Here is a 12,142-nt window from a genome sequence, read left to right as displayed (position 1 = left end):
GGCAACATGCAGCTTGCCATTGGCATCGAAGGCTCGGGACGCCGGTAGCTGTCCTCCCTTGGCCGCACGCTCTCTGCTTATGACTCTGCTACACCCGTACCACCCGTGCGGTGCAATACCCAGTCGCCTAAAGTAATCACGGGTTTGCCGTGAATCCGTTCCGGCGCGATTTCGTAGAGGAAGCACACCAGCTCACGCAAGCGCGGCGGCTCGCCTGCCTCGGATGCTGATTCCAGTTGCACCGCCACCTCACGCTTGGTGTATTCACCGGTTTGCTGTGGCCAGACCTCCTCGATCTCGTCCAGCACCCGTTCCAGCTCAGGAGCCACGGCATACACCTCTCCCTGCACGGTACCCGGACCGGTCAGGGTCAAGCCAGGGTAAGAGCCCAGGTGATGCATCACGCCCGCCACGCTGGCGCGCCCTATCCAGCGGGGCGGGGGCTGCAGGCGATTGATATCGCGCTGTTCACCCTTGCGCAGGGTGCCGTAAACAAAAACATAACGGACTAGAGGTTGAGACATTGAAGAAGGTATGTCAGTGTTGTCGCCGAATGTCATTGCATTGATGGCTGTCAGAGTTCCATGTAAGCCGGGATACTCATTATGAAATTAAGGCATGATTTCAACCTCTGCCTGACCGCTTCCGGCCAGCACAACCGCAGGGCCCCGCGCTGGCTCCGCACCACAGGAGCTTCCAGTTTAATGAACCGAATCGTGGCCTATGCCTGTCTGGCGCTCAGCATGTCCCTCGTTGGCAGCTATGTGGCGCTTTCCAAACCCCTCGTTATTGCCTTCCCCGTTTTTTTGCTGGCCTGGCTGCGTTTTGGCATTGGCGGCACCGCCATGCTGCACTGGCTGAAAAAACCGGCAGGTGAAGTCCCCATGAGCCGGCAAACCGGGCGTCTGCTCTTCCTCGAATCCTTCCTGGGCAATTTTCTGTTCTCCATTTGCATGTTGTTCGGGGTGAGCATGACGAGCGCAGTTGCGGCGGGGGTGATCATGGCGTCCATCCCGGCTGCCGTCGCACTGATGAGCTGGTTCTTCCTGCGGGAGCGAATCGGTGCGCGCGTGTGGGGTGCCGTCGCCTGCGCGGTGATCGGCATTGGTCTGGTTTCGCTATCAAAAAATGAGCTGTCTGGGCACGCCGTTCCTCGGGTGGAGGCTGATTTGGCATCTCAAAACGCCTGGTTGGGCAATTTATTGCTGGTGGGTGCGGTTTTATGCGAAGCTGCCTACGCCGTGATCGGCAAGAAACTGACCGGTACGCTCAGCCCCAAGCGCATCACCGCTTTGATCAACCTCTGGGGTTTTGCCCTCGTCACCCCTTTCGGTCTCTGGATGGCCTGGGGATTTGACTTCGGCAAGGTGGCTCCATCCGCCTGGCTGCTGCTGCTGTTTTATTCGCTGGCAGCCAGTGTATGGACCGTCTGGCTCTGGATGACCGGGCTCAGGAACGTTCCGGCGAATCAGGCAGGCGTATTCACCGTCCTGCTGCCTGTGAGCGCCGCAGCCATCGGTGTGATCGTGCTGGGAGAAAAGCTCAATGGTCCCCAGATCGGCGCCTTTGCCATCGCACTGACCGGGGTCGTGCTGGCTACTTTGCCCGGACGGGGTCCGGGAAAGCCTGTTCCGGTCGAGCCGCCGCACTGATTTCGCGATCCAGCCGCTTTTGCCGGCGCAAGACAGAGATGCTGTAGGCGATGATGCCCAGCGACACCACCGTGATCAAAATCGTGGCGGCCGCATAAATCGACGGGTTCACGCCACGGCGTGCATAGCTGAAGATCACCTGCGGCAAGGTCGTTACGCCAGGACCTGACAGGAATTCGGAAATCACCACATCGTCAAACGAGAGCGTGAATGTCAGCAGCCAGGCCGACACCAGCGCCGGCGCAATGCTGGGCAAGGTCACCAGAAAGAAGACCTGGATGGGCCGGCAACCCAAGTCCATGGCGGCCTCTTCCAGCGTGCGGTCCATTTCACTAAGCCGCGACTGGATGACTACCGTGGCATAGGCCATGCCCAGCAGGGTGTGGCCCGTTACGATGGTGATGAAACCGCGGTCCGGCCAGCCCAGGGTGCGCTGCACCGCAACCATCAACAGCAGGAGCGCCAGGCCGATAATGACCTCAGGCATGACCAGCGGCGCATTGACCAGTCCGTAGAACAACGTGCGGCCGGTAAAACGCAAATAGCGCACCAGCACAAAGGCGGCAAAGCTGCCGAGTACCACGGACAAGGTGCCCGTAATCAGCGCTACCTTCAGCGACAGGAAAAAACCTTCTACCAACCGTGAATCGGACAGAAGCGCCTCATACCAGCGCAAAGAGAAGCCGGTGAAGACGCCGTCTTGCCGGGTGCTGTTGAAAGAAAAGACGATGAGAAAAATCAGCGGGATGTACAGGAACAGGTAAACCAGCCCCATCCAGATCCGGCCCACGTTGTTTTCAAGAAAACGCAGAAAAGTTCTCAGCAGGTTTTTCATGTCAATGCCTTCCCTGCGCATCGCGGTCGCTGCTGGACCGGTAATAAAACGCCAGCGGCACCAGAATCAGCAAAATCATCACGACCGCCAGCGCCGACGCACGCGGCCAGTTGTTGCTGCTGAACATCTCGTCCCACACCACACGGCCAATCATGATGTTCTCTGCACCGCCGAGCAAAGAAGGAATGACGAACTCCCCAACGCTGGGGATGAACACCAGCATCGAGCCGGCAATGATCCCGGATTTGCTGAGCGGCACGGTGATCAGCCAGAAGGCCTTCCATGCGCTAGCGCCCAGGTCGTGGGCAGCCTCCAGCAGGCGGAAATCCATCTTCACCAGGTTGGCGTAGAGCGGCAAGATCATGAACGGGCAATACACATAGGTCATGCCCACCAGCATCGACACATCGGTGTAGAGCATCACCATAGGCTCCTGGATGATGCCCAGAGCTATCAGCAGGTTGTTGAGCACGCCCTGGTCGGCCAGGAGGCCCTTCCAGGCATACACGCGCAGCAGGAAGGATGTCCAGAACGGCAACATCACCAGCATCAGCAAAGCCGGGCGAATCGCCGGCCGCGAGCGGGCGATGAAGTACGCAAACGGATAGCCGATCACCAGGCACGATAGCGTGGTCAACAACGCATATTTCAGCGAGGTCTTGTAGGCCTCCATGTAGATGGTGTTGCCAAACCCGCCGACAGCATCGGCCGCGCTGTCGATAAAAATGGACGCGTAGTTGTTGTAGCGCAGCATGACATGCCACGAGCCCTCGACCGTCTCGATCAGCGGCGCAAAAGGGTCCACGCCATTGCCCATGTCTGTCACGCTGATGCGCAGAAGGATCAGGAATGGCAGCACAAAGAAAAGCAGCAGCCATGCATAGGGCACGCCGATTACAAAGCGCCGCCCAAGGTTGAGTTGAAGCCAGGAAGGGATTTTCATCGCCGTATCAGGTCGGTTGTCGTTACGGCAACTTATTGGGTCAGCACCACAGGCGCCGAATCATCCCACCAGAGGAACACCGCGTCCTCCCAGGTGATCAAGGAACTTTCGTGGCGCGTGGTATTGGTTTCGGTGATCTTCACCCTGCGCCCACCCGGCATTTCGACAATGAAAGTGTTGTAGCTGCCGAAATAGGCGATCTCCCTCACCTTGCCGGTGAAGAGATTCACATTCACATCCGGCCGGGTTTTAGCGATGTGGATCTTTTCGGGCCGCACCGCGATGGCCACCGACATGCCCAGTGTGCCGCTGATGCCGTGGCCCACATTCACCACACCCTGCTCCGTCGTCACTTCGCAGCGGTCGGCTTCGTCCAGCGTGAGCTCGCCTTCAAACATGTTGACGTTGCCGATAAAGTCGGCCACAAACCGGCAATTGGGGTGCTCGTAGATTTCCTTGGGCGTGCCAACCTGCAGCACGCGGCCGTGGCTCATGACAGCGATGCGGGAAGCCATGGCCATGGCCTCTTCCTGATCGTGCGTCACCATCACACACGTCACGCCCACGGATTCCAGGATATTGACCAGCTCGAACTGTGTACGCTCGCGCAGCTTTTTGTCCAGCGCACCCAATGGCTCATCCAGCAACAGCAACTGCGGCCGTTTGGCCAGGCTGCGCGCCAGCGCCACGCGCTGCTGCTGGCCGCCCGAAAGCTGGTGCGGCTTGCGTTTGGCAAAAGTTTCGAGCTGGACCAGTTTGAGCATTTCCTGCACGCGCGCCTCGATCTCACCCTTGGGCATGCCTTCGCGCTTGAGCCCGAAAGCGACGTTGTCCCATACCGTCAGGTGGGGAAACAGCGCGTAGGACTGGAACATCATGTTGATGGGCCGCTCGTAAGGCGGAAAGGAGGCGATGTCCACGCCGTCCAGGATCACAGAACCCTCTGTGGGTTTTTCAAAACCTGCCAGCATGCGCAGCAAGGTCGACTTTCCGCAGCCGGAACTGCCTAGCAGCGCGAAGATTTCACCCTTGTGGATGGACAGGGACACATCGTCGACCGCAGCCACGCCATCAAAGCGCTTGACCAGCTGGTCTGTCCGCAAAAATCCGTCGCCGGCCGAGAGGGGTAGATTCATGAACAGGGTTTCCTGTCGCCTAAGGCCTGCCAGCAGGCCCTAGCAAGATGAAAAAAAGCTGCGCACACAACGCATTGCATGCACAGCCGGGTTCACACTGAAATCAGCGCTTGCCAGAGATCAGTAAAACGTCACTTGCCTTTTTTAAAGGCAGTGAACACATTGCTCATGGACTCACGCGCCTCGTTGCTGAAACTGGCCGGAGACACCATTTTCTTCAGGTTGTCCGCATCGGGGAAGACGGCCTTGTCCTTGGCAATTTCGGGCTTGACGTTGGCCAGGCTGGCCTTGTTGGCGGTGGCGTAACCCAGCTCGTTGGTCAGAGACGCAGATACCTCGGGACGCAGCGAGTAGTTGATGAACGCCAGCGCGTTGTTCGGGTGCTTGGCATCCTTCGGAATGGCCAGCGTATCAAAGAAGATCAGGCCGCCGGTGCTGGGCAACAGGGCCTCGACGTCGTTGCCGCTCTTGTTTTCGATAGCGCGGGCGCGGGCGATATTGATGTCGCCAGCCCAGGCCAGAGCCACGCAGGCCTTGCCGCCGGCCAGGTCGTCAATCATGGTGCTGGAGAACATGCGGATGTGCGGGCGCACCTTGGCGAGCATTTCAGCTGCAGCCTTGTGATCGGCCGGGTCATTGGAATAGGCATTCTTGCCCACATAGTGCATGGCAGGCGGCAGCACTTCGGTTGGCGAGTCAAGGTAGGCAATGCCGCAGGACTTGAGCTTGGCGGTGTAGACCGGGTTGAACACCAGGTCCCATGCGTTTTCAGGCATGGGGGTGGAGCCCAGCGCCTTGGTCACTTTGGCCTTGTTGATGCCGACGGTGGTAAAGCTCCAGGCCCACGGGACGAGGTAGGCATTGCCCGGATCGATGGTGCCCAGTTTTTCCATGATGGCCGGGTCAAGGTTGCCATAGTTGGCGACCTTGGACTTGTCGAGCTTGGCGAGAAGGCCGCCGTCGATTTGAGGCTTGGCGAAGACGGCGCCCGGCACCACGATGTCGTAACCGGTGTTGCCTGCGACCAGCTTGGCATGCAGGGCCTCGTTGTTTTCAAAGGTCTGGTAGTTGACCTTGATGCCGGTTTCTTTTTCGAAGTTGGCAATCATGTCCTTGGCGACATAGTCAGGCCAGTTATAGACATTGAGCACCTTCTCTTCGGCGGGAGCAGCGGCCGGTGCACTTGCAGCAGGGACCGGAGTGGCAGCGACGGGTGCCTCTTCTTTTTTACCGCAGCCGGCCAGCACTGCCAACAGGATGCCGGAAAACGCCAAATACCCAAGATGCTTTTTCATAATGTCCGTAACTCCTCTTAAAACTTGGAAGTAAAAACCGGGAAAATACAAGCAAAAATCAGACCGGAGCAATTGTATAAGAGGGCCGAAGCTACGGGGACTTTTTCACCCCCAGGTTTGGGGCTCCTTCCAGGTCCGGCAACGAGGCAAATCCCGTCTCCAGCCCCGATAGACCGCGAGGCGCCTCATGCAGGGGTTTTGCCGCGTACGCAAAAGCTAGCCATTTATCCCCCCAAGCGGAGCCCCGGCCTTGAGCCCAACCAGCGGCGGGACCGATGGCCGCGCCCGATTGGCGTCAGAGACAGCTAAGGACCCCGGTAGCGCTCAACCACGGCACGCACAAGCAAGTCCATGGCAGATGTCGGCAGGGCGCAAGCCAGTCTGGATGGGCGCTGACCGTTGTCCGCCCGGGCTGACCGGGCGGTCCAGGTGAGGGCTTCGCCCTTAAGCTGCAGCCCGGATAAACAGATCCTTGTACTGGTCACGCAGCAAATTCTTCTGCACCTTGCCCATGGTGTTGCGCGGAAGCTCGTTGACGACAAAGCACTGCTTCGGGATCTTGAAGTTGGCCAGCTTTGATTTCAGCTCGCCCACGATCTGCCCACCCTCAAGTGCCGCGCCCGGCTTGGCAATCACCACGGCCACGCCGACTTCGCCAAAGTCCGGATGCGGCACACCGACCAGGGCGCTTTCCGCCACGCCGGGCATGTCGTTGATGTAGCCCTCGATCTCCGCCGGATAGACGTTATAACCACCGCTGATGATGAGGTCCTTGCTACGGCCCACGATGACGATGTAGCCGCGCTCGTCGATCTTGCCGACGTCGCCGGTCTTGAAGTAACCGTCTGCCGTGAACTCTTCTTTGGTCTTCTCCGGCATGCGCCAGTAGCCCTTGAAGATATTCGGGCCGCTGACCTGGATGCCGCCGATCTCACCGGCCGGCAAAGACTTGCCGCCCTCATCCTGCACACGCAGGCTGACACCCGGCAAGGCAAAGCCTACCGTGCCGCCGCGCCGCTCCGCCCCCTGATAGGGATTGGACGTGAGCATGACGGTTTCAGACATGCCGTAACGCTCCAGAATGGTGTGACCGGTGCGCTCCTTCCACTCGTTGAAGGTTTCGATCAGCAAAGGTGCAGAGCCCGCCACGAAAAGCCGCATGTTCCGGCAGGCGTCGCGGGTCAGGCCCGGCTCGGCCAGCAGGCGCACATACAGCGTGGGAACGCCCATGAACACCGTGGCTTCTGGCAGTTTTTTCACGACGAGTTTGGGATCAAATTTCGCCAGCCAGATCATCTTGCTGCCGTTGATCAGTGCGCCGTGAATGGCGACAAAAAGGCCATGCACATGGAAGATCGGCAAGGCGTGAATCAATACATCGCCCTTTTTCCAGCCCCAGGCGTCTTTGAGTACCAGGGCATTGCTCAACATATTGCCGTGCGAAAGCATGGCGCCCTTGCTGCGTCCCGTGGTACCACTGGTGTAGAGGATGGCGGCCAGGTCGTCCGCCTGGCGCGCCACCACCTCGTGCTGATCACTGCAATGCGCCGCGCGATCCAGCAGTGAACCTGTGCGGTCATCGTCCAGGGTGAATACGCTCTGCGTCCCGGCCTTGAATGCGATCTTGCTGACCCAGCCGAAGTTCTTGCTGCTGCAGACCATCACGGACGGCTCTGCATTGCCGATGAAATATTCAATCTCCGCGCTCTGGTAGGCGGTATTGAGCGGCAAAAACACGTAGCCCGCGCGCAGGGTGGCCAGGTAGAGCATCATGGCTTCCACCGACTTTTCAACCTGCACAGCCACCCGGGCCCCTTCAGGCAAGCCCAGCGAGGCCAGCAGGTTGGCCATCATCGCCGTGCCGCGTTCAAGGTCACGCCAGGAGTAATTCAGGCCGGTGTCGGTTTCGACGGCAACTTCGTCAAGGGAAGAGGGAAAGGCGGCCCGTAGCGCGGCGAACAGGTTATGGTTTTTCATAGTCAAACTGTCGGTAGTAAAAAGGTCAGCAGAAGTTAGCCTTGCGGGGGCACAAACCGGGGCGGGCGTTTTTCATTGAAAGCTGTTACGCCTTCCAGGTGCTCGGGCGATGCAGCGTATTGGTAGGAATTTGCTATCAAATCAGTAGCTGATTTCCCATAATTCACCTGGGCTAGAGCCCTAAATGCCTGTTTATTCAAACGTGCCGCGCCCGGCGCCAGCGTTACGCACCGGTCGGCATAAACCATGGCCGCAGGGCCTGCATCCCCGGCCGGCACTGTCTGGTTAAGGAAGCCCCGCTGCTTCATCTCCGCGGCGCCCAGCACAGCAGCCGACAGCAGCATCTCACGCGCTGTCAGCTCGCCAGCTACACGCATCACCAGCGCGGCCTCGCGCGGCGCCATCGGAAAGCCGAGTTTGGCGATGGGCGCGCCGAACTTCGCTGTGTCGGCCGCAACGCGGATGTCGCAGCAACTGGCGATTTCGATGCCGGCGCCCATGCAGTTGCCTTCGATCTGCGCGACGATGGGCACGTCGCAGTCCAGCATAGCCTTCAGGCCACCCCAGACATCGCCCTCATGAAACTCGCGCAGGCCGGTCTCTTCAAACCGGAAGCCGGCGTATTCGGAAATGTCGCCGCCCGCGCAAAAGTGCCCGCCCTCCCCCCGCACCAGCACGCAGCGCAAGGCTGCGTTTTGCTGGATGCTTTCAAACACTGCACGCAACTCGCGCCACATGACGCGGGACATGGCATTGAGCTTGCCGGGATGAGACAGGGTCACGAAGGCAAGGGGGCCCTTCACTTCCAGTAAAACGGCACCGGTCATCCGGAAATCAGTCGAGTTTGGCGCCGGAAGCTTTCACCACAGCCGACCAGCGTTTGACCTCGCTACTCACAAACGCGCCGAATTGCTGAGGCGTGAGGGTGCCGAAGTCCGCGCCGTTGCTGGCCCAGATGGCCTTGAGCTCATCCGAGGCACCGGCCTTGCGCAGCTCCTCGGCAATGCGTACCTGCACGTCGGTGGGTGTGCCCTTGGGCGCCCACATGCCGTACCAGGTGGTGACTGTGTAATCCGGCAATCCGACCTCCGCAGCGCAAGGAACATCCGGGAACGCCGGGTTGCGCTTGGTGCCAGACACCATCAGGGCCTTGATGCGGCCGGCCTTGATATGCGCGGCTGATGAACCCAGGCCGTCAAACATCATGTCGACCTGGCCGCCCACAAGGTCCCGCAACGAAGGGCCGGCGCCGGTATAAGGGATGTGGGTGATAAAGGTCTTGGTCTGCTGCTTGAACAGTTCTCCCGCCAGATGGTGTGAAGTGCCGGCTCCTGCAGAGCCATAGTTGTACTTGCCGGGTGCCTTGCGCACGGCCTCGATAAAGCCCTTGAAGTCGGCAAAGGGCATATTCTTCGGATTGACCACCAGCACCTGCGGCACATTGGCGAGCAATGCCAGCGGTACAAAATCCTTCTGGATGTCATAGTCCAGCCGGGGGTACATGGCCGGTGCAATCGAATGGTGCACAGCACCCATGAACAGCGTATAGCCGTCGGGTGCGGCCTTGGCCGCGATGCTCGCGCCCAACGTGCCACCGGCGCCACCGCGGTTGTCAATGATGAGTGTCTTGCCCGTCATTTTGGAAAACTGTGCCGACAGGGGCCGTGCAAAGGCATCGGTACCACCTCCCGCCGGGAATGGCACGACCACCGTCACCGGTTTGGTGGGCCATGCGGCCTGCGCATGGCTGCCAAGGGAAATTGTGGCGGCCCCAGCTGCTACCACACGCAAGATGTCGCGGCGGGATGCTTGCGCGTGAAAGTTATATGTCATGTGTGTCTCCTGTCGTTGTTGAAATCAGAAGGGTAAAACCCAGAGAAAGCCATAGAAGGCCAGATAAATTCAGATGAACCAGCCAACATCACTGCCTGGATACGATGCTAAGTACACGTTCAAATGTACAAATCTTCGATGCTGCCTGATACGGGGATTTTCCCCTGTGCAAGCAGTGCGCGATGCCTGTCCAGGCGCTTGAGGTCATAGAGGTAATTCACCATCAGCCCGTACGATTGCTTGAGCCCCTTTGGTGTCGGGTCCCCTGCCCAGTTGATGCGCTCTATGCGCGCGCCGTTGCCCAGGTGGAAACGCGCCACCGGATCCAGCGGCTTTCCCTCCTCCAGCTCCTGCCCCAGGTAATGAGCTGCACAGTGCAGCAGCATTTTTCGTACCGGCGACTTTTCAGCAAGCGCCAGTGGATTTTCGGCCGCCGTCAGCAGATGCCCTGCGGTGGGCGGTTCAAACCCCACTGCCCGGCCCAGAGCGGAGAGCTCCTTCTCGCCCAGCTTTTCAAGCATGGCGCCGGCATTCTTGCCCAGCCAGTTGCGAAACCCCGGAATCGGTGAAAGTGTGGCAAAGGTCTTGAGCTTGGGAAATTCCTCTTTCAGGCTCTCCACCACGCGCTTGATCAATGAATCACCGAAACTCACACCGCGCAGGCCGGTTTGGGTATTGCTGATGGAGTAAAAAATCGCAGTAGTCGCGCGGCTCAAGTCCGACGGCGCAGCCAGCTCATCGAGCAAGGGCATGATGTCGCCGGCAATCGTCTCGACCATGGCGACCTCGACAAATATCAACGGCACATCCGGAAGGCGCGGATGGAAAAAACCATAGCAGCGGCGATCGCTGTCAAGCCGATTTTTAACGTCAGCCCATCCCTTGATGTCATGGACCGCTTCGTACTTGATCAGCTTTTCAATGAGCGACGCCGGCGAGTCCCAGGTGATGCGCCGCAGGTCGAGAAAACCGACGTCGAACCATGTCGAAAACATGTATTCCATTTCGACATCCAGAGCCAGCAGGCGCTTGTCGGCTTTGAGGCTGGACTGCATGTCAGCACGCATTTCGACCAGGAACTGGATGCCACCGGGGTAAACACTGAAGCGTTGCAACAGACGCCGACGCGGCGAAACGGTGGCGCGGCGGTAACGCACCTCCGCCACCGCTTCCTCAGGTGTTCCCACTGCGGCGGCGAATTGCGCCTGCGCGGCCTTGACCTTTTGCGGGTTAGCAACGAACTGCTCGCTCATCAACATCCAAAGGTCGCGGCGACGAGCCGGGGTGGCGCCCTGATACCAGGCTGCGATGGCCATGGCACGCCGGCCGCCTTCCACCTCGCTCACGCGCGGATCAATGATTGCTTGCAGCTCCTGCAGGGTACGGCGAAGCACGCGCGGTGACAGCGCTTCATCCTTGTGGCTGAGGGTCGCCTGGAGCCGTTCGTGTGTACTCCGCACAGGCAAGCCGGCACTTGTAGCTACCTTTTTTACAGCGGCTTGCGAAGGTTCCGTATGCCCGGCAGCTGTTTTTTCTGTCAGGCCCTTCTCGCCCGCCGTGAGCCGCGAAACACTGCGGGTGAGCCAGTCTGCGGCGCTCATGAGGCCACCCTGGAACGTTGGCTGCGGGCCAGGTCACGCAGCGCTTCCCGCTGACGTGTCAGGTGGGTGCGCATGGCGGCCTCGGCGCCTTCGCTGTCGCGGCTTTTCAGGGCCGCAAACACCGTCATGTGTTCCGAGAGGCTTTGTGCCAGCCGGCCTGGCGCATGCAGTTGCTGCAGCCGGGCAAGCTTCAATATCTTGCGCAGGTCGGCGATAGCCTGGGCCAGCCAGCGGTTGTCGGCCAGCATGATGATGGCCTCGTGAATGGCGAAGTTGGTGGCGTAGTAGTCGTTGATCCGCCCGGCGCTGGCGTGGCTGTTCAGGCGCTCATGCAGATTGGTAAGCGCCGCCAGATCGGCGTCGGTGGCGTTGCGGGCGGCCTCGTATGCGCAGCGCCCTTCCAGCAACGCAATGACCGGGAAAATATCGTCGAGGTCTTTCTCGGTCACTTCGTTGACGAAGCATCCGCGCCGGGGTTCGTGGCGCAGCAGGCCTTCCGAGGTCAATACCTTGAGCGCCTCTCTCAGGGGCGTGCGGGAGATTTCCAGGCGCTCGCACAACGCGACCTCATCGAGAAAGCTGCCTGGCGCCAGCTGGCCCGTGAAGATTTGCTCTCGCAGTGTGTCGGCAACTTCCTGATGCAATGAACTCTGGACAAGACGCATGGCAAGACCTTTTGATGGACCTATAGGCCGTTAGAGCGGCCGCTCCTTGCTGAAACCCACCTGCTACCTGCTGAAACTGGATCACCCGACAAGTTTGTGTTGATCGTGCGCATAATTTCAAGTAATTACGTGTAATTATGAAAAAACAAGGCAATTCGATCAAGGGGCTTTGCTGTAAATATGCGTTAAAACGACAGGGAGAAAC

11 protein-coding genes are annotated in these 12,142 nt (G+C 59.4%); 1 reads left to right on the top strand and 10 read right to left on the bottom strand.

Going from position 1 to position 12,142, the window contains the following annotated elements:
• Nucleotides 1–77 precede the first annotated feature (77 nt).
• On the bottom strand, nt 78–524 hold the full coding sequence (locus ACQ4MS_RS16990) for a gamma-glutamylcyclotransferase family protein (protein WP_431095806.1): 447 nt from the start codon (nt 522–524) through the stop codon (nt 78–80).
• Nucleotides 525–704: 180 nt separating this feature from the next.
• Between ACQ4MS_RS16990 and ACQ4MS_RS16985 the strand changes: the two genes are divergently transcribed.
• A complete protein-coding gene (locus ACQ4MS_RS16985; RefSeq protein ID WP_431095805.1) occupies nt 705–1,652 on the top strand; it encodes a DMT family transporter in 948 nt (315 codons plus the stop codon).
• On the opposite strand, the gene ACQ4MS_RS16980 is transcribed toward ACQ4MS_RS16985, so the two are convergent.
• From ACQ4MS_RS16980 to ACQ4MS_RS16940, 9 genes are all read right to left on the bottom strand, one after another.
• Complete coding sequence (locus ACQ4MS_RS16980) at nt 1,597–2,487, bottom strand: ABC transporter permease (protein ID WP_431095804.1); 891 nt, start codon at nt 2,485–2,487, stop codon at nt 1,597–1,599. The two genes, ACQ4MS_RS16985 and ACQ4MS_RS16980, sit on opposite strands and share 56 nt — an antisense overlap.
• A 1-nt stretch (nt 2,488) precedes the next feature.
• Nucleotides 2,489–3,430, bottom strand: coding sequence for an ABC transporter permease (locus tag ACQ4MS_RS16975; protein ID WP_431095803.1), 942 nt, complete (start codon nt 3,428–3,430; stop codon nt 2,489–2,491).
• A 32-nt stretch (nt 3,431–3,462) separates the two neighbouring features.
• Nucleotides 3,463–4,566: an ABC transporter ATP-binding protein gene (locus ACQ4MS_RS16970; RefSeq protein WP_431095802.1), complete on the bottom strand. Its 1,104-nt coding sequence runs from the start codon at nt 4,564–4,566 to the stop codon at nt 3,463–3,465.
• 131 nt (nt 4,567–4,697) lie between these two features.
• Complete coding sequence (locus tag ACQ4MS_RS16965) at nt 4,698–5,861, bottom strand: extracellular solute-binding protein (protein WP_431095801.1); 1,164 nt, start codon at nt 5,859–5,861, stop codon at nt 4,698–4,700.
• Nucleotides 5,862–6,305: 444 nt separating this feature from the next.
• On the bottom strand, nt 6,306–7,838 hold the full coding sequence (locus ACQ4MS_RS16960; protein WP_431095800.1) for a malonate--CoA ligase: 1,533 nt from the start codon (nt 7,836–7,838) through the stop codon (nt 6,306–6,308).
• A gap of 35 nt (nt 7,839–7,873) precedes the next feature.
• Complete coding sequence (locus ACQ4MS_RS16955; protein ID WP_431095799.1) at nt 7,874–8,665, bottom strand: enoyl-CoA hydratase/isomerase family protein; 792 nt, start codon at nt 8,663–8,665, stop codon at nt 7,874–7,876.
• A 7-nt stretch (nt 8,666–8,672) separates the two neighbouring features.
• On the bottom strand, nt 8,673–9,671 hold the full coding sequence (locus ACQ4MS_RS16950) for a Bug family tripartite tricarboxylate transporter substrate binding protein (RefSeq protein ID WP_431095798.1): 999 nt from the start codon (nt 9,669–9,671) through the stop codon (nt 8,673–8,675).
• A gap of 119 nt (nt 9,672–9,790) precedes the next feature.
• Entirely contained in the window at nt 9,791–11,272 is a 1,482-nt protein-coding gene (locus tag ACQ4MS_RS16945) for a malonyl-CoA decarboxylase domain-containing protein (RefSeq protein ID WP_431095797.1), read from the bottom strand.
• Nucleotides 11,269–11,937 (bottom strand): GntR family transcriptional regulator, encoded by a 669-nt coding sequence (locus ACQ4MS_RS16940; RefSeq protein WP_431095796.1) that lies wholly within the window; start codon nt 11,935–11,937, stop codon nt 11,269–11,271. The genes ACQ4MS_RS16945 and ACQ4MS_RS16940 overlap by 4 nt, the downstream gene beginning before the upstream one ends.
• Nucleotides 11,938–12,142: the final 205 nt, after the last annotated feature.

This window comes from Polaromonas aquatica, assembly GCF_050626995.1.
In the GTDB taxonomy this organism is placed as follows: Bacteria; Pseudomonadota; Gammaproteobacteria; order Burkholderiales; family Burkholderiaceae_C; genus Polaromonas; species Polaromonas aquatica_A.
This window is presented reverse-complemented; position numbering and strand designations above follow the sequence as displayed.

Excerpts from the sequence above, each read along its gene's own strand:
- ACQ4MS_RS16980 (WP_431095804.1), bottom strand. The coding sequence starts at position 2,487 with ATGAAAAACCTGCTGAGAACTTTTCTGCGTTTTCTTGAAAACAACGTG.
- ACQ4MS_RS16990 (WP_431095806.1), bottom strand. The coding sequence starts at position 524 with ATGTCTCAACCTCTAGTCCGTTATGTTTTTGTTTACGGCACCCTGCGC.
- ACQ4MS_RS16975 (WP_431095803.1), bottom strand. The coding sequence starts at position 3,430 with ATGAAAATCCCTTCCTGGCTTCAACTCAACCTTGGGCGGCGCTTTGTA.
- ACQ4MS_RS16960 (WP_431095800.1), bottom strand. The coding sequence starts at position 7,838 with ATGAAAAACCATAACCTGTTCGCCGCGCTACGGGCCGCCTTTCCCTCT.
- ACQ4MS_RS16955 (WP_431095799.1), bottom strand. The coding sequence starts at position 8,665 with ATGACCGGTGCCGTTTTACTGGAAGTGAAGGGCCCCCTTGCCTTCGTG.
- ACQ4MS_RS16940 (WP_431095796.1), bottom strand. The coding sequence starts at position 11,937 with ATGCGTCTTGTCCAGAGTTCATTGCATCAGGAAGTTGCCGACACACTG.
- ACQ4MS_RS16945 (WP_431095797.1), bottom strand. The coding sequence starts at position 11,272 with ATGAGCGCCGCAGACTGGCTCACCCGCAGTGTTTCGCGGCTCACGGCG.
- ACQ4MS_RS16985 (WP_431095805.1), top strand. The coding sequence starts at position 705 with ATGAACCGAATCGTGGCCTATGCCTGTCTGGCGCTCAGCATGTCCCTC.
- ACQ4MS_RS16965 (WP_431095801.1), bottom strand. The coding sequence starts at position 5,861 with ATGAAAAAGCATCTTGGGTATTTGGCGTTTTCCGGCATCCTGTTGGCA.
- ACQ4MS_RS16950 (WP_431095798.1), bottom strand. The coding sequence starts at position 9,671 with ATGACATATAACTTTCACGCGCAAGCATCCCGCCGCGACATCTTGCGT.
- ACQ4MS_RS16970 (WP_431095802.1), bottom strand. The coding sequence starts at position 4,566 with ATGAATCTACCCCTCTCGGCCGGCGACGGATTTTTGCGGACAGACCAG.